This window comes from Occallatibacter riparius (assembly GCF_025264625.1).
In the GTDB taxonomy this organism is placed as follows: Bacteria; Acidobacteriota; Terriglobia; order Terriglobales; family Acidobacteriaceae; genus Telmatobacter; species Telmatobacter riparius.
On sequence record NZ_CP093313.1, the window covers coordinates 5,734,490 to 5,750,274 of the forward strand.

At 61.8% G+C, this 15,785-nt stretch carries 15 protein-coding genes; 11 read left to right on the forward strand and 4 right to left on the reverse strand.

The window, feature by feature from the left end:
* Positions 1-489: a YcxB family protein gene (locus MOP44_RS23490; protein ID WP_260792841.1), complete on the forward strand. Its 489-nt coding sequence runs from the start codon at positions 1-3 to the stop codon at positions 487-489.
* A gap of 36 nt (positions 490-525) precedes the next feature.
* Here the strand turns inward: MOP44_RS23490 and MOP44_RS23495 are convergent, their stop codons facing one another.
* On the reverse strand, positions 526-1,812 hold the full coding sequence (locus tag MOP44_RS23495; RefSeq protein ID WP_260792842.1) for a peroxiredoxin family protein: 1,287 nt from the start codon (positions 1,810-1,812) through the stop codon (positions 526-528).
* A gap of 243 nt (positions 1,813-2,055) precedes the next feature.
* Here MOP44_RS23495 and MOP44_RS23500 point away from each other — a divergent pair, with 243 nt between their 5' ends.
* The gene (locus tag MOP44_RS23500; RefSeq protein WP_260792843.1) at positions 2,056-2,385 is read left to right on the forward strand and encodes a BON domain-containing protein; all 330 of its coding nucleotides are present in this window, start codon (positions 2,056-2,058) and stop codon (positions 2,383-2,385) included.
* 13 nt (positions 2,386-2,398) lie between these two features.
* Here the strand turns inward: MOP44_RS23500 and MOP44_RS23505 are convergent, their stop codons facing one another.
* A complete protein-coding gene (locus MOP44_RS23505; RefSeq protein ID WP_260792844.1) occupies positions 2,399-3,145 on the reverse strand; it encodes a glycoside hydrolase family 25 domain-containing protein in 747 nt (248 codons plus the stop codon).
* A gap of 108 nt (positions 3,146-3,253) precedes the next feature.
* On the opposite strand from MOP44_RS23505, the gene MOP44_RS23510 reads away from it, so the two are divergent.
* Positions 3,254-4,783 (forward strand): APC family permease, encoded by a 1,530-nt coding sequence (locus MOP44_RS23510; protein WP_260792845.1) that lies wholly within the window; start codon positions 3,254-3,256, stop codon positions 4,781-4,783.
* A 129-nt stretch (positions 4,784-4,912) separates the two neighbouring features.
* Here the strand turns inward: MOP44_RS23510 and MOP44_RS23515 are convergent, their stop codons facing one another.
* Positions 4,913-5,407, reverse strand: coding sequence for a hypothetical protein (locus tag MOP44_RS23515; protein WP_260792846.1), 495 nt, complete (start codon positions 5,405-5,407; stop codon positions 4,913-4,915).
* A 330-nt stretch (positions 5,408-5,737) separates the two neighbouring features.
* Between MOP44_RS23515 and MOP44_RS23520 the strand changes: the two genes are divergently transcribed.
* The 7 genes from MOP44_RS23520 (at position 5,738) to MOP44_RS23550 (ending at position 14,217) form a co-directional block, all read left to right on the forward strand.
* Positions 5,738-6,961 carry a glycosyltransferase family 4 protein gene (locus tag MOP44_RS23520; RefSeq protein ID WP_260792847.1) on the forward strand — a complete coding sequence of 408 codons (1,224 nt, stop codon included), beginning with the start codon at positions 5,738-5,740 and terminating at the stop codon, positions 6,959-6,961.
* Positions 6,962-7,078: 117 nt separating this feature from the next.
* A complete protein-coding gene (locus MOP44_RS23525) occupies positions 7,079-9,088 on the forward strand; it encodes an alpha-1,4-glucan--maltose-1-phosphate maltosyltransferase (RefSeq protein ID WP_260792848.1) in 2,010 nt (669 codons plus the stop codon).
* Positions 9,089-9,216: 128 nt separating this feature from the next.
* On the forward strand, positions 9,217-9,546 hold the full coding sequence (locus tag MOP44_RS23530) for a PadR family transcriptional regulator (RefSeq protein WP_260792849.1): 330 nt from the start codon (positions 9,217-9,219) through the stop codon (positions 9,544-9,546).
* Position 9,547: 1 nt separating this feature from the next.
* A complete protein-coding gene (locus MOP44_RS23535) occupies positions 9,548-12,205 on the forward strand; it encodes an ADOP family duplicated permease (protein WP_260792850.1) in 2,658 nt (885 codons plus the stop codon).
* A 77-nt stretch (positions 12,206-12,282) separates the two neighbouring features.
* Positions 12,283-13,305, forward strand: a complete 1,023-nt coding sequence (locus tag MOP44_RS23540) for a GNAT family N-acetyltransferase (RefSeq protein WP_260792851.1) — start codon at positions 12,283-12,285, stop codon at positions 13,303-13,305.
* A 242-nt stretch (positions 13,306-13,547) separates the two neighbouring features.
* Positions 13,548-13,829 (forward strand): hypothetical protein, encoded by a 282-nt coding sequence (locus MOP44_RS23545; protein ID WP_260792852.1) that lies wholly within the window; start codon positions 13,548-13,550, stop codon positions 13,827-13,829.
* Positions 13,830-13,917: 88 nt separating this feature from the next.
* On the forward strand, positions 13,918-14,217 hold the full coding sequence (locus tag MOP44_RS23550) for a DUF1330 domain-containing protein (protein ID WP_260792853.1): 300 nt from the start codon (positions 13,918-13,920) through the stop codon (positions 14,215-14,217).
* Here the strand turns inward: MOP44_RS23550 and MOP44_RS23555 are convergent.
* On the reverse strand, positions 14,186-14,683 hold the full coding sequence (locus MOP44_RS23555; protein WP_260792854.1) for a hypothetical protein: 498 nt from the start codon (positions 14,681-14,683) through the stop codon (positions 14,186-14,188). The genes MOP44_RS23550 and MOP44_RS23555 overlap by 32 nt on opposite strands.
* 97 nt (positions 14,684-14,780) lie before the next feature.
* Here MOP44_RS23555 and rsmA point away from each other — a divergent pair, with 97 nt between their 5' ends.
* Positions 14,781-15,569 carry a 16S rRNA (adenine(1518)-N(6)/adenine(1519)-N(6))-dimethyltransferase RsmA gene (rsmA, locus tag MOP44_RS23560; RefSeq protein WP_260792855.1) on the forward strand — a complete coding sequence of 263 codons (789 nt, stop codon included), beginning with the start codon at positions 14,781-14,783 and terminating at the stop codon, positions 15,567-15,569.
* Positions 15,570-15,785: the final 216 nt, after the last annotated feature.

Below are 15,785 nucleotides of genomic sequence, written 5' to 3' on the forward strand. Positions count from 1 at the left end.
ATGCCACAGCTTCAGTTTCACTTCGAACTCAGCGACTATGTCCAGGCTCAGCGACTCCATCGTCAAACTTCGCGCGCCCTTTTCGATTTCCTGCTTCCAGCTTGCGGGGCCATCTTTTTTGCAGTTGGCATGGCCATGCGGCGCACTGGTTCCTACACCACCGCCGGCATCGAATTCACCGCCAGTCTGTTGTTTCTATCATTCCCCGTTCTGGTGCGCTTGAATTGGCGATACTGCTATCGCCGCACTCGATCCAATGACGGCGAATGGAACCTGGAAATCAGTGACGATCTAATCCGCACCCACACCAACAACAGCAAATCCGAAGTCCACTGGTCGGCGATCCGCTCCTTCGCCGAAGACCAGAACATGTTTCTGCTCTACCTCGCCCCGGCAAAGTTCCTCCCTATCCCCAAGCGCGCATGCACTGCCGCCCAAATCGATGAGTTGCGCGTGTTGTTCACTCAACGGGTAGGGACAAGCCAGTAGCATCGATCATCGGCCGCGCACTGCCAGGAATCACGATCACTTCTGCCCTGGAGCGCCAACACCTCCCGTCATCCTCCCCAGCACCTTCTCCATATATCCATTCCCGTTGAAAGCATCGTCCGGCAGCACACCCACATAGCGCACGCGCCCCTCGTGATCGAGCACAATCCCTAACGGAAAATCCAGAACGCCCAGCGAATGCGCTACCTTCGCATCCACAAGCAGCGTGGACGTCCCCTCCATCTCCTTGAGGTTCTGCTCGTGCGAAACGGCCGCCGCATCCGGCGCCTGGTCCTGCCCGGCGGGGTCCTCAAGGAACATCAGGCCATACGCGTAGACCGGCTTGTCCTTGTTGGCTGCGCCGAACTCAGTGAGCGCCGTCATCATCTTGCGGCACTGCGGGCACCAGTCTGGAAACAGCACCAGCACGGTGGCCGCTCCGTAATCGGGGCCGATCTGCATCGCCCGCTGCGTTGCTGCCGTCTTCGCCTTCGTCTTCGGCGGCGCCGCAACCGGAGTCGTCTTCAATGCAGGCAAAGGCTGCCCCAGAAGCGCATACTGCGCGCGGACTGCATCCGTCCGACGTGCATTCTCGGCCGAAGCCGGCGGCGTCTTCGCCAGCGCGTCGTCTATGTCCTTCACCGTGGCCGCGGCGGCAGCATCGTCGTGCCGATAGCGCTGCCAGAACGCCAGGTCCATCGCCGACTCATACAGCACACCCAGACTCATCACCGCGTCACCATGCACGGCCTTAAGAGCCACGCCGGCCTCGAGAGCCTTGACGATCCGCGCATGCTCATTCTCCGCCAGCGGAACCGCCTCCGGACTTCCCTTCTGCTCGAGTGCGTCCTTCAGGTAGCGGACTGCGTAGGCCACCTCGGCGTCATAAGGCTGATTCTCCATCATGGTGTTGGCCGTCGTGACAGCCAGATCCGTCCCGTTCAGATGCATCAGCGCGTTGATGCTGAGCGCGTAGGCCTGCGTGCGAAATGGCTCAGCCCTGCTGTCGAGATAGCGTGTGGCCGCTGTGTTCGCTGCGTTCCAGTCCTGGCCGAGTGAACACAACCGCGCCAGATCGTAGAGGTCCTGGCCTGAGTAGTTCTCCGGAGGCGTCTGCTCGCATGCGTCCTTGGCCATGCGCACGCCTACGAGAAAGGCCGCCGTCTCCGAGTCTGACCAGTTGTTCATCGACGAGCGCACCACTTCAAGCGGATGCATCGCCTGCTTGTAAAGAGCGCCCGGGGTGAGCGATGGACTCACCTGCGGCGGCTGTGCGGATTGCGCGGGCTCAGGTACGGGCGCGTTCGATTGAGCGATAGTCAAAGCGCTAAAGCAGAAACAAGCCCCCAGCGCGATCCAACAACCGTTTAACCTCCAGGACAAGCCGATAACCCTCCCTCCCTGGGCGCGGCCCAGCGTCGCCCTCCACGTCCCTCGATTCGTGCGCTTGTGAGTTTAGACACCGCTCCGCCCGGCTAAGTTCCCGCGACAAGCAGGTATGTTGCTCGCTCGAACAACGCCTCCGCCACTCCGGGCATCGGAACCAGCAGGCGGATAAACCACACCATGAAGCAGTTCTCTATCTTATTGAAGCGATACAACCTTTTGCGCGACCTCGTTTTAGGCGTCGCTGCTACCGTCGTTTCCTGCGGAGTTGCCGCAGCCATACACACCCACGCGCATCCTGACAGCCAGCAGGCCGTACACAGCGCGCTCGTCTCGCACCGCCTCGCCTCCGTAGCCATCGATCAGGATCAGGACGCAGGCGTCATCCGCCTCACCGGCATCGTCGAAAATTCCACCGGACGGGATCGCGCGCAGCGGATCGCGCAGCAGGCCGCGCCCGGCTACACCATCGACAACCAGATCCAGGTCAACCGCGCCGGCGTAATGTAATCCCAATCCGCCTCTATGCCGGAGGCAGCACCAGGAACTGCAGCAGATCATTCTGCAGATCAAGAGCGGGATTGGTCTGCGAGCAGTCGATGGACCCGCTCAGACAATTCTCGGCATACTGCCACGCCAGAATCTTCGCTGGAAACGGATTCGGCGTCGCCGGCGTCACCATCCCATCGTTCCAGTCTCCCATCTCCCCGCTTGCAAGCGAATTCAAATAGCGCGCAACCCACACGCCCGAGCATGGCGCGCCGTTCGCAATCGCCGTCCCCAGCGCTTTCCAGGTACCAATGTCTCCATGAGACGCGTACAGGCACGGCAGCATCTGCACCGTGTTGCCGCTCAGCGATTGTGCGGCGGAGATGAGCCCCTGTGCCCAGCCCGTGTAGTAGTCGGGGTTCAGGTCGGGATTGCCCTCCACATCGAGCACCATGATGAACTGGCCGCCCTGCGAGGTCAGTTCGGGCACGCCGAACGTCTGAATGAAATCCTGCGCGTTGGCCGAGCCGTCCGACACGCCCTGCGCCTGGCTGCCTGCCACATGCGCAGTCTGCCGCGCCACGGGCAGCACGCGGATTCCCGCAGCATTGAGCGGGCCGTTCTCAGTTGCATGATGATATTCCGCTGCACCACTCGTAGTGGAGCTGGTGAAGTAGCGGCCCCAGAACACCGGTGTGGTTCCATACAGAGCTGTTGCTTTCTCAATGAGACTGGTGGTGACGGGGCTGACGCTGTCTGCGCCCGGTTGACCCTGTGCCATGTCGATCTCCTCTCGCAAAACATGCCATCGCTGCGCCGGCTGGATATAAGAAACCGTTGATCGAGGAAAGGAGTCTCAAGCATAACGCAAGGCTCTTCGAACATCGCCATGAAAGTACGGCGAATCTGTTTTCCTTCCATCGCCATCATCGCCAAAAGCAACAAGTCAAACGTGCCGCAGGCGGTTGGCCGCACCGCAGGTGCCAATTTGCTATCCTCCAATCACCGCATGAGCGAACCGGTCTCCCCGCATCTGGACACAACTTCACCCGCTGATCTGCCTCGCGTACTCGGCACCAGCCAGGCCACCGCGATTGTCGTCGGCACCATCATCGGCTCGGGCATCTTCCTCGTTCCGCGCGAAATGATGCAGGACGTGGGATCCTCTTCTCTTGTCTATCTCGCGTGGATCGTCGGCGGCCTGCTCTCGCTCTTCGGCGCCATGACGTATGCGGAACTCGGCGCCATGATGCCCTACGCGGGCGGCGAGTATGTCTACCTCCGCGGCGCGTATGGCGACACCACCGCCTTCCTATATATGTGGACGTGGTTCGCCGTCGCCAAGCCCGCCTCCATCGCCGCCGTCACCAGCGGACTCGCCCGCACCCTCGGTGTCTTTCCCGCGTTCCACTGGCTCAGCACTTCAGTGCCCGGGCTGCCGCTGCTGTGGTCGCAGATCTTCGCCATTGCGGTCACCTGGTTCATGACCGGCCTCAACTACCTCGGCATCAAAAAAGCCGGAGACTTCCAGCTCGTCTTCACCATTCTCAAAGGGATCCTGATCCTGATCGTCGCCGCGTTCTGCTTCGCGTCAGTATCGGGCTCGTGGTCTAACTTCGGCACTTCTCTGCCCCACGCCGTCGGCGGCTTCAACGGATTCATGGCCGCCCTCATCGCCACCCTCTGGGCTTACGACGGCTGGAACGACCTCACCATGGTTGCCGGCGAAGTCCGCCGCCCCGAGCGCAGCCTGCCTGTCGCGCTCATCGGCGGCCTCTTCATCGTCGGTGCACTCTTCATGGCGACGAACGCGGCGATTCAATACATTCTGCCCGCCTCGCAGATTGCCGCCAGCGATCGTCCCGCCGTCGCCGCGCTGTCAGTCGTCGCCGGCCCGCGCGGAGCCGGGTTCGTCGCCGCCGCCATGGCGCTCAGCATCTTCGTCACGCTCAACGGAACGGTGATGTCCGGCGCGCGCATCCCCTTCGCCGCCGCCCGCGACCGCCTCTTCTTCCCGCAGTTCGCGCACATCCATCCGAAATTCCAATCGCCATCGACTTCATTGGTTGTGCAGGGATTGCTCTCGACCGTCCTGCTGCTGTTCCTGTCGCAGTTCCAGCAGCACTTTGAGCTGGCCGTATTCGCGGAGTGGCTCTTCTACATGCTCACCGCCACGACCGTCTTCTACTACCGCCGCAAGCGCCCCGATATGCCTCGCCCCTATCGCCTCTGGGGCTATCCAGTACTGCCTGCCATCTTCGTAATCTCGGCTGCGGCGGTCCTCATCTCCAGCTACGGCTCCAACCTCGAAGGCTCGCTGATCGGCACAGGATTGATCCTGCTCGGCCTGCCGGTGTTCTGGTTCGTGCGCAAGCGCTATGGCGCATCCATCCCGCAGGAACGAAGCCACGCCTCCTGAGGGTCTAGCTGCTGCATCGAGTTCCGGGATGTTGATCGCTGGCAGGATCTGCGCTGGAATTGAGAGTCAGACACCGGCACACCAGGTTGAAGGCTATAAGCTACCGGCTCCTGGCTGCAGGCTCTATCTCTACCGCTTCTTCGGAATCGTATTCAGCACGACCAGGTAAGAGATCAGCCCGCCCAGCACGATCGCCATTACATGATCCAGGCTGAAGGTGCCCAACCCAATGAACCGCGCCACGTAGTTCAGCGGCCACACGCTGGGAATCATGGGAACCAGCCACGACGACACCGCCGGTTTCTGGCTGAACTCGTAGATCATCTCTGTGAAGACACAGAGCCCCGTCACCACAAACGCGCCGCCTCGACTGCACTTCAGCAGCCATACACCCAAAATGGACGCGGCAATCGTCTGCGCGAGGATCGGAAACTCGGCCGTGATCTGTTGTATCGGAAGCGCCGAGAATCGCAGGCGCCAATCCACCGGCAGGAACCAGGCATTACCCGGCTGCCGCATGACTGCATACTCCATCAAAGCAGCCAGCATCCACAGCGCGCCGATGGACAGCAGCCTGAACTGAATCCTGCGATTTTGAAGAGCGAAATACATATACGTCTGCATGGACACCCCAAGCACATGGAATGTGAGACGCAGCGGCGGAGAAGGGCCCGTTTCAATTTTTGCCCTGGGTGGTCCCAGGTGCACTCACGCAGATCGCTGGCTCTTACACTTCAAGCCTTGGGGGACTGTAGGAATTCAACCGCATACGCTGTCCCAAGTCAATACACTTAAGTGCTATGCACCGCCCGGCTTGCACCCCTAAACCCCTGAAAAGTAAACTCAACCCCGGCAGGCACATGCGCACCGTTACAGACTTGAGGCCGCCTGCCAGCCAAGGCCCGCCTGGCCGCATCGAACCGGAAGACAAATACCCGAGACGAGGAAATAATCTTGCGAGTTGGCCTCTTTACACGCGAATATCCGCCCCAGGTCTATGGCGGCGCCGGCGTACACGTCGAATACCTCAGCCGCGAATTAGCCAGAAACATTGAGGTTGAAGTCCATTGTTGGGGACCCCAGCACTCTGACAACGGCAACCTGCACGTCTGCGGCCAACAGCCCTGGCCCGACATCACCAACGGGACCGAAGGCAAATTCAAGGGCGCGCTCGAAGCCCTCAGCCTGAACCTCACCCAGATCAAGGCCCTCGAAAACATCGACGTGGTCCACACCCACACGTGGTATGTCTCGATGGCCGGCTACCTCGCCAAAAAGCTCTATGGCATGCCCTTCGTGCTGACCACCCACTCCCTCGAGCCCCTCCGCGCGTGGAAGGCCGAGCAGCTCGGCTCCGGCTACGCCATGAGCTCCTGGATGGAATCCACCGCCATCCACGACGCCGACGCCATCGTTGCCGTCTCCCAAGGCACCCGCGACGACATCCTTCGCGCCTACCCCGACATCGACCCCGCTCGTATTCACGTCATCTACAACGGCATCGATCTCGCCGAATATCAGAAGACGTCCGACACCTCGGCTCTCACTGAATACGGCATCGACCCGTCAATCCCCTACATCCTCTTCGTCGGCCGCATCACCCGCCAGAAAGGCGTCACCCACCTGGTAGACGCCATCGATTACCTGCCAGAAGACACGCAGGTAGTCCTCTGCGCCGGCGCCCCCGACACTCCCGAAATCGCCGCCGAACTCCGCGCCAAGGTGGAACACGCACGCCAGAAGCACCCGCGCATCATCTGGATCGAGAAGATGGTCACCAAGCCCGAGGTCATCCAGCTCTACTCCAACTGTCGCGTCTTCTGCTGCCCCTCGGTCTACGAACCCTTCGGCATCATCAATCTCGAAGCCATGGCCTGCCGCGCTCCAGTCGTCGCCAGTTCCACCGGAGGCATCAAGGAAGTCGTCGTCGAAGGCGAGACCGGCTACCTCGTCCCGTTTGAAGGCGATCGCGTCACCGGCTTCCCCGTCGACCCCGACACCTTCGCTCGCGACCTCGCCGGCCGCATCAGCATCCTCCTCGCCGATCCCGAGAAATGCCAGCGATTTGGCGATGCCGGCCGCAAGCGCGTAGAAGACGTCTTCAGCTGGACCAGCATTGCAAAGCAGACCACCGCTCTTTACCAGTCATTAATCGATCAGCGCAAACATAGCCTCTAGCTCGCAGCCAGTAGCCTGCAGCTGGACGCCAGAACCTACAGGCTACAAGCTACCGGCGACGGGCCAAACCTGAGACCACTTGGCCACTTGATCATCCAACCAGTTGAGCACTGACACATGACCATCCCCACCGAAGGCCGCCGCCGCGTTATCATCGAATCCATTGCGCCGCAGGTTGACTGCGGCCGCTTCCCTGCTAAACGCACTGCGGGCGATCTCGTCCGCGTCGAAGCCGACGTCTTCACCGACGGCCACGACGCCATCGCCGCCAGCGTCCTTGTCCATCGTGAGGATTCTGACAAATGGATCGAAGTCCCCATGGAACCCCTGGTCAACGACCGCTGGTTCGCGGCCTTCGGCGTCACGGAGATCGGCCGCTACGGCTACAAGGTCCAGGCCTGGGTCGACCATTTCGAGACCTGGCACCGCGATCTGCTCAAGCGCATCAAGGCTGACACCGACGCGCCCGTCGACTACCTGATTGGCGCCGACCTCATCGCAGCCGCAGCACAGCGCGCTGTCACCATCAATGGCGGCGGAGGCGACGCCGCCTGGCTGCATGCCCGCGCCGCCGTCCTGCGCTCAGGCGACGAGCCGAAATCCCTGCGCAATCACGCCACCGACCCCATGCTGCACGAGCTCGCGCTGCGCTACCCTGACAAACGCTACGCCACCGACTCGAACGAGCTCATCCTGCAAGTCGACCCGGTCCGCGCGCGCTTCAGCTCCTGGTACGAATTCTTCCCGCGTTCCACGGCGCAGAAACCGGGCGCGCACGGCACCTTCGCCGATGCCGAAAAGCTCCTCCCGCGCATCGCGCAAATGGGCTTCAACGTGGTCTACCTGCCGCCGATTCATCCCATCGGCCGCCAGTTCCGCAAAGGTCCCAACAACAACCCCAACGGCCAGCCCGGTGATGAAGGCAGCCCCTGGGCCATCGGCGCGGCAGAAGGCGGGCACAAGTCCATCCTGCCCAAGCTCGGCACCATCCAAGACTTCCGCCGCTTCGTCGAAACCGCGAAGAAGCTCAGCCTCGACATCGCTCTCGACATCGCCTTCCAGGCTGCGCCCGACCATCCCTACGTGACCGGCGGCCACAAGAACTGGTTCAAGGAGCGCCCCGACGGCACCATCCAGTACGCCGAAAACCCGCCGAAGAAGTACCAGGACATCTATCCCTTCGATTTCGAATCGGAAGACTGGCAGGGCATGTGGACCGAGCTCAAATCCGTCTTCGATTACTGGATCGAGCAGGGCGTCACCATCTTCCGCGTCGACAACCCGCACACCAAGGCCTTTCCCTTCTGGGAGTGGTGCATTGGCGAGATCAAGCGCGAGCACCCCGAAGTCCTCTTCCTTTCCGAAGCCTTCACGCGCCCCAAGATCATGTACCGCCTGGCCAAGATCGGCTTTAGCCAGTCCTATACCTACTTCCCCTGGCGCAACGGAAAAGAAGAGATCGCGGCCTATCTCAACGAGATCACCAAACCGCCCGTCACCGACTTCTTCCGCCCCAACCAATGGCCCAACACGCCTGATATCCTCACGGAATTCCTTCAGATGGGCGGCCGCCCCGCGTTCGTCATCCGCCTGCTGCTCGCCGCCACGCTCGGCGCGAACTACGGCATCTACGGCCCTGCGTTCGAGCTGCAGGAGAACAAGCCGTTCAAGCACGGCAGCGAAGAGTATCTCGACTCAGAGAAGTACCAGATCCGCCAGCGCGACCTCGACGCGCCCGGCACCCTTCGCCCGCTGATCACGCAGGTCAACCAGATCCGCAACACACACCCAGCGCTGCAGAACGACATCTCGCTGCGCTTCCACTATTGCGACAATCAGCAGATCATCTGTTACAGCAAAGAATCCGAAGACCGCTCCGACCTGATCCTCACCGTCGTCAATCTCGATCCACACTTCACGCAAGCCGGCTTCGTCAACCTGCCGCTCGAAGAGCTGGGCATCCCCGCCGACCGCGCCTATGAAGCCGAAGACCTGCTCAGCGGCGAGCGCTACATGTGGCGCGGCCCCAGGAACTATGTCGAGCTCAACCCCGGCCTCCGCGGCGGACACATCCTCTGCATCCACCGCCGCCTCAAAGTCGAAACCGACTTTGAATACTTCCTGTAGCCTCGCTCATCCAATCTGCAGAGCGAGAATCACCAGCCTAAGGGCGCCAGCAATGGCGCCCATTTTCTTTCGAGTTGGAATCTGTCCGTTGACACGATACCCAGACATCTATATAAAGACATCTGAGTATGGCTAAGACTGACGCTCTCCAAGGTTCGCTCGACCTGCTGGTCCTCAAGATCCTCTCCCGGCGCCCCCGCCTCCACGGCTACGCCATCATGGCTGCCATCGCCGACACCTCCGGCGAAGTCCTGCGCGCCGAAGAAGGCTCCCTTTACCCCGCCCTCTACCGGATGGAAGAAGCTGGGTGGATTCGCGCCGAGTGGATCAAGAAGGACACCGGCCGCCGTGCGCGCGTTTATGAACTGACCGCCGCAGGCAAAAAGCAACTCGGCGCGGAAGAGTCGCGCTGGCAGGCCGTCAGCGTTGCAATCAATCGAGTTCTCCGGGAGGCATGACATGTCCCTCTGGTCGCGTATTTCGAATGCCTTCCGCGGCGATCGCCTCAATCGCGAAATCGACGAAGAAATGCAATCCCACATTGACGAGGCCATCGCTTCAGGGCGCGATCCCGGCGAAGCCCGTCGCGCCTTCGGGTCCGCCCTGCTCGTCCGCGAAACAAGCCACGGCATTCGCGTCGCCGGCTCTCTCGAGTCCCTCCTCGCCGACATCCGTTTCGGCTGGCGGCAACTCTGGCGGAACAAAGTCACTTCCCTTGCTGCCGTGCTCTCGCTCGCACTCGGCATCGGCTCCTGCGTCGCGGCCTTCCGTCTGATCGATGCCCTGCTCTGGCGTCCGCTACCCATCTCCGGCGCCAACAGGCTTTTTGCCCTCTCCCGCAAATTGATCGGCCCCGAAGGCAAGCCGATCGAGGACCGCTACTGGTCCACCCCCGATTTCAATGTCATGCGCACTGCCGTCAAGGATCAGGCCGACCTCATCGCCATCAGCGACGCCGACCGCACCGACATCACCTGGTCCACCGATGACGAGATCGAGAAGGCTCACGTCGTTTATGTCTCCGGCAACATGTTCCCGCTGTTCGGCCTTGAGCCCGCTCTCGGCCGCCTGCTCGCTCCCGCCGACGACCGCGGCCCCGGTCTGGCTCCCTATGCCGTCCTCTCCTGTGACTACTGGAATCACCGCTTCGGCCGCGATCCCCGCGTCCTCGGCCGCTCCGTCCACATTGAGGATCAGGTCTTCGAAATCATCGGCGTGGGCCCTCGCGATTTCACAGGAACCGAAACGGGAACGGTAACCGACCTCTTCCTGCCCCTCAGCATGAACAGCCTCTCAACCCGCAATGGCGTCAGCTGGCACCACACCTTCCTGATGTTGAAACCTGGCGTCAACCCCACCACTACTCTCGAACCGCTCCGCCAGCACCTCTCCGCAGTCAGCCACGCATTCGAGACCGCGTGCTCCACGTGCTTCCGCGGCGCGACCCAGGCCACCCGCGATCGCCTCCTCAACAAAACCCTCGTCCTCAACCCGGCCGGCGCCGGTATCTCCGAGCTGCAGAAGGAATATCGCCGATACCTCGGCGTTCTTGGTCTGCTGGTCGTTCTCGTCCTGCTCATCGCCTGCGTCAACGTGGCCAACATGATGACCGCCCAGGCCGCCGCCCGCGCACAGGAGATGGCTCTGCGAATCTCGATCGGTGCCGGCCGCCGTCGCCTCATCCAGCTCATCCTCACGCAGAGCGCGCTGCTCGCCCTGCTGGCCTCCGCGGTTGGCGCTCTCTTCGCCGCCTGGTCGGCGCCTTTCGTACTCGGTCTGGTCAATCCGCCCGACACCCCTGCACGCCTCGACCTCCCCGCCGACGGCCGCGTACTTCTGTTCGGCCTCGCCCTCATCCTCGTTGTCGTTCTGCTGCTTGGTCTGCTACCAGCTCTCCGCGCCTCGGCAGTACGTCCCGTAGCCGCGCTCAAAGGTGGTGAAGATCCACATTCGCCGCGCCGCTTTATGCGCGTGGCAATCGCCCTTCAGGTCGCCTTCTGCGTCCTGGTCCTGTTTCTGTCATCCCTTTTCGTCACGTCTTTCCAGCGCCTGCAGAACCGCCCGCTCGGCTTCTCGACTGACCGCCTGCTCCTGCTCCAGACAGTGGCCGGCAAAGGCCAGCTCCCAGTCGTGTGGGATCAAACTGCCGAGGCACTCCGTGCCGCCCCTGGCGTCGACTCTGTCGCAATCGCAGGCTGGCCACTTCTCGGACGCATCAAGATCAACACCGACGTCTCCATCAACAACGGACCTCCCAGCCCCACTCCTGTCTTCTTCCTCTACATCTCACCGGGCTGGCTCTCGACGATGAAGATTCCGCTCATCGCCGGCCGCGACTTTCGCCCGGAAGACGCCTCCCCGGGCGCGGCCATCGTAAACGAGACCTTCGCCAAAACCTTCTTCCCCGGCGAGGACCCCGTCGGCCGCACCTTCTCGCGCGGCGTCCATCACCCCATCAACAAGATCGTCGGTGTCACCCCTGACGTCCCCGACCACGATTTGCGTGAGCCCAACCGAGCCCTCTTCTACATGCCTTTCAACCCCGTCGGCGACAACGGCGCACCCACTCCTGCCGAATTCGGCACCTTCGTGGTCCACACCAAGGCCGGCAACCCACTCGCGCTCGCCGACTCACTCCGCCAGCTCATTGCCGAGCGCCGCAACGGTCTTCGCGTTTCGAATGTCACCACGCAGCTCGATCTGGTTCGTGACCAGACCATTCGCGAGCGCCTCATTGCCACGCTGGGCGGCTTCTTTGCCGCCGTCGCGCTGCTCCTCGCCGGCATTGGTCTTTACGCGGTTCTCAACTACTCCGTCCTCCAGCGCCGGCGCGAAATCGGCATCCGCATGGCCATCGGATCCTCGCGCACCTCCATCGTGCGTCTCGTCACCTTCGATAGCTTCCTGATGATCGCCCTGGGCGGCTGCGCGGGCCTCGTCCTCGGATTCGGCGCAGCCCGCTACGTCACGTCGCTCTTCTACCAGGTCAAGGCGACCGACTCGGAGATGATCGTTCTGCCGGCCTGCGCCATTCTGCTCACTGCGCTCCTTGCCACGCTTCCAGCCGTGCTTCGCGCCCTGCGCACAGATCCAACCGAAATCCTGCGCGCCGAATAGCCCCTCCTCGTCACAATCTTCACCATAATTGCCACAAATTGTTAAATAAACGCTAGAGGAGCGGTACATTACCTACCATGAATACTTCTCAACTTGAGAACCCGATCTGGAATTCCCTGCGCACTGATCACGCCCGCATCGCTGAGGGTGACGATTGCGCCCGCCGCTATCCGCATGAAATCGGCCCGCTCGCCGGCATCGCCGATCAATCGGACGCGTCTTACAACTCGCTGCGCACGCTGGCAGGCGACCACTCCATCGCTCTCTTCTCGCTCGACCCCATCAACCCGCGCGGCAGCTGGACCACCATCCGCACAGGCCGCGTCATCCAGATGGTCCGCACCGTCACCGCAAGCACCACTGACCCGGTGCCCACGCCCGACCACAAGCCGGTCACTATGCCGCCCGACACCAGCACCACAACCACCACTACCACTACGACAACCAGTCCCACCGCACCCGCGCCCACAGCGCCCACCACCACTCCTTCCAGCTTCGTCGGGACCGTCGCCGCGTCCACCAACCCGGTGCCGACGCCCGACCATAAGCCGGTCATCATGCCGCCGGACACCAGCACCACCAATCCCCTGCCGCCGGCTCCCTCCACCACAACGACGACCACGGCGCCCAGCCCCACCGCTCCCTCCAGCTTTACTGGGGGGAGCACCTCCTCCCATCGTCACGGTCATTCTCCGGCCCTCGATCTTGCTCCCGGATGCACCTTCCGCCGGCTCACCTCAGCAGACGCTCCGGCCATGGTTGCTCTCGCCGAGCTCACCGAGCCCGGTCCCTTTCGTCTCCGCACCATCGAGCTAGGGAATTTCTACGGCATCTTCGATGGCGACCGCCTCGTCTCCATGGCAGGCAAGCGCATGCACTTCCCCGGATTCATCGAAGTCAGCGGCGTCTGCACCCATCCCGATTACCGCGGCCGCGGCTACGCCGGCGCGTTAATTCGGATCATCATCGACGAGATCGAAGCCACCGGTCGCACCCCGTTCCTCCACGCCTGGGAAGGGAATCCCGCCCAATATCTCTATGAGTCCCTCGGCTTCTCCCTCACCCGCACGTTCAATCTCAGCGCCCTCGCCGCCGCATAAACCCGCCTCAACTCCAGCCTCCACCCCACCTTCCACTGCCCCCAAAGATTTGTCATCATGAGCCGAAGCCGAAGAACCCGTGTTGCCTTTGTAGTGCACTTGCTTTTCTTTCTGTCATTCCCGAAGGGAATCTGCTGTTGCGTCACCAGTCCCACCACAGATTTGTCCTTCTGAGCCGAAGGCAAAGACACCCTCGCTCCCAAATCCGTGCTCTAATCTATGTGAACGCTTCGGGAGGATCCATGAAGCTTCTTCGCTCCATCACCCGCAGAGGGTTCCAGGTGGGAACCGCCGGCTTCTTCACCGTCCTCAAGCCCAACACCTGGTTCCCCTCAACTAGGCTGCCAGTCCCCTTCCGCTATCGCGCCGGGCAATCTCCAACGGTGATCGTTGAAACAACGGCCCCCAACATCATTTCCCTGCCCCCGGAGCAGCGCAGCCCGCTCCGCGTCGCAATCATCGTTCTTGCATCCGCGGCCATCGTCTTCGCGATGCTCATGTGGATCATGCATCCCAACTTCTAATACGCCTGCGACACCTCCCCCCTTGGATTTACCTGAGGTGGCGCCTGCCTGTGCTATAGCTTAGGAATCTTTTGGGGAGAACAGCGCCATGGCCGTCTACTTCATCTTCACCTTCAACGTCGCCGACGAAGAGCACTTCGCTCCTTATCGCCAGGGAGTTGGCGCCTTGATCCGCCGCCATCAGGGGCAGGTACTTGCGGCAGACTCAAACGCCACCGTCCTGGAGGGCGTCGGGCGCCAGGCCAACGTAGTAGTGCGCTTCCCCTCGCAGGAAGATGCCATGGCCTTCTACAACGATCCGGACTACCAGCCGCTGAAGCAGCTCCGCATGTCAACCACCACCGACACCACGGCCATCATGGTGAAGGAGTACTCTCGGTCGCATTGATGTGCGGCTCTGGCTGATTCAGCGCCGCTAGATACTCACAGACAGAGTCAGCGACATGAGATTCCATTCGCGTGCCCTGCACTCTGCTCCGCACGCGATCCCAGAACCCCTCGGGAACAACCTGCTCGTAACGAAAATAGGCTGAGCCGGCAAGCTTCTGCGGCCAAACCACCCGCGACTTCATCTCGGTCGAGGAAGACAGGGCCAGTTCCAGCGAGCAGCCCAAAAGGCTCTCCAATGCCGTCAACGACTCATTGATTCCCGCGGCATACATCGTCACGTTCGAGTAGTAGAGTTCGCCTTCTTCCCTCGTGATGAAGACCAGAAAGTAGTCGTCCACCTTCGGCCCTTCGTCAGTGGTGTATTCCGCGATCAGCACCACGTCGCTGACGGCAATCGCCCAGCACTGCTCAGGCTTCACGTGATTGCAATGCAACTTCGCATCGGATACGCTGAGCTGAATCACATCGCACCCCTCTCCCCAGCTTAGTACCATTAGCGAAAAGGGCACCTCTGTGTTTCGATGTGCCAGACATAGCGTTCCTCTACCATCAAAAGAATCCATGTCGCAAAAGCCCAAGCTCGGCCAGAACTTCCTCCGCGATCAGACCGCCATCCGCCGCATCGTCGCTGCGCTCGGCGACATCTCCGCGCAGACCGTAGTCGAAATTGGCCCCGGCCAGGGAGCCATCACCGGCCAGCTTGCCGCCCAGGCCGGCCGCGTCATCGCGCTTGAGCTCGACCGCGAGCTCGCTCCGCGCCTCCACGCCTTTCTCGGGTCAGACCGCGTCACCGTCCTCGAGCAGGACGTGCTCCAGTTCGACTTCGCCTCGGCAGCTGCCGAGGCCCGCCAGAAGCTCGCCGTAGTCGGCAATCTGCCGTACTACATCACCTCACCGATCCTGCTCCGGCTCGCTGAAAGCGCCGCCTCGCTCAACCGCGCAGTTCTGATGGTTCAGCGCGAGGTCGCCGATCGCATCGTCGCCGACCCCGGCTCGCGCGACTACGGCCTGCTCACCGTAACAGTGCAGATGTACGGCCCCGTCGAGCGTCTCTTCACCCTGCCTCCCGGAGCATTCTCGCCACCCCCCGAGGTCCACTCCACCGTCTTCCGCTGGCGCTTCGCCCCGCGATTTAACGAACTCGGTGTCGAAGAAGCTCCCTTCCTCAGCTTCGCCCGCCAGGTATTCGCCCTGAAGCGCAAGACCCTGGCCAACAACCTCCGCGCCGCGAGCTATAGCCCTGACACAATCCAGACCGCGCTTTGCAACGCCGGCATCCCCCCACAAGCCCGCGCCGAAGAGTTATCGATTGAAGCCCTCGCTCGCCTGTTTCTCGAACTCCGGAAATGATCGGCCTCTCAGGCCACTTTCTGTGTTGCTCTGTCCGGCCCGAGTGAACCGCCGCACGCCCGCCTGGGCGATAAACCGCCGCCTGACCTCCTCTGCGCATCGAGCCTCACTCAGAAACTAAATTGTGTGGCGATAAGGCATCCGGGGAGCGTATAGTGTCTGCCCGTCGGGGCCAATCGGAAATCTGCGGAATTTTCCAGTCAACTAATCCCCCCA

What these genes read in the sequence shown, in the direction of transcription:
- MOP44_RS23490 (WP_260792841.1), top strand. Translation starts at nt 1, where the DNA reads ATGCCACAGCTTCAGTTTCACTTCGAACTCAGCGACTATGTCCAGGCT.
- MOP44_RS23500 (WP_260792843.1), top strand. Translation starts at nt 2,056, where the DNA reads ATGAAGCAGTTCTCTATCTTATTGAAGCGATACAACCTTTTGCGCGAC.
- MOP44_RS23505 (WP_260792844.1), bottom strand. Translation starts at nt 3,145, where the DNA reads ATGGCACAGGGTCAACCGGGCGCAGACAGCGTCAGCCCCGTCACCACC.
- MOP44_RS23510 (WP_260792845.1), top strand. Translation starts at nt 3,254, where the DNA reads ATGAAAGTACGGCGAATCTGTTTTCCTTCCATCGCCATCATCGCCAAA.
- MOP44_RS23515 (WP_260792846.1), bottom strand. Translation starts at nt 5,407, where the DNA reads ATGCAGACGTATATGTATTTCGCTCTTCAAAATCGCAGGATTCAGTTC.
- MOP44_RS23525 (WP_260792848.1), top strand. Translation starts at nt 7,079, where the DNA reads ATGACCATCCCCACCGAAGGCCGCCGCCGCGTTATCATCGAATCCATT.
- MOP44_RS23530 (WP_260792849.1), top strand. Translation starts at nt 9,217, where the DNA reads ATGGCTAAGACTGACGCTCTCCAAGGTTCGCTCGACCTGCTGGTCCTC.
- MOP44_RS23535 (WP_260792850.1), top strand. Translation starts at nt 9,548, where the DNA reads ATGTCCCTCTGGTCGCGTATTTCGAATGCCTTCCGCGGCGATCGCCTC.
- MOP44_RS23540 (WP_260792851.1), top strand. Translation starts at nt 12,283, where the DNA reads ATGAATACTTCTCAACTTGAGAACCCGATCTGGAATTCCCTGCGCACT.
- MOP44_RS23545 (WP_260792852.1), top strand. Translation starts at nt 13,548, where the DNA reads ATGAAGCTTCTTCGCTCCATCACCCGCAGAGGGTTCCAGGTGGGAACC.
- MOP44_RS23550 (WP_260792853.1), top strand. Translation starts at nt 13,918, where the DNA reads ATGGCCGTCTACTTCATCTTCACCTTCAACGTCGCCGACGAAGAGCAC.
- rsmA (WP_260792855.1), top strand. Translation starts at nt 14,781, where the DNA reads ATGTCGCAAAAGCCCAAGCTCGGCCAGAACTTCCTCCGCGATCAGACC.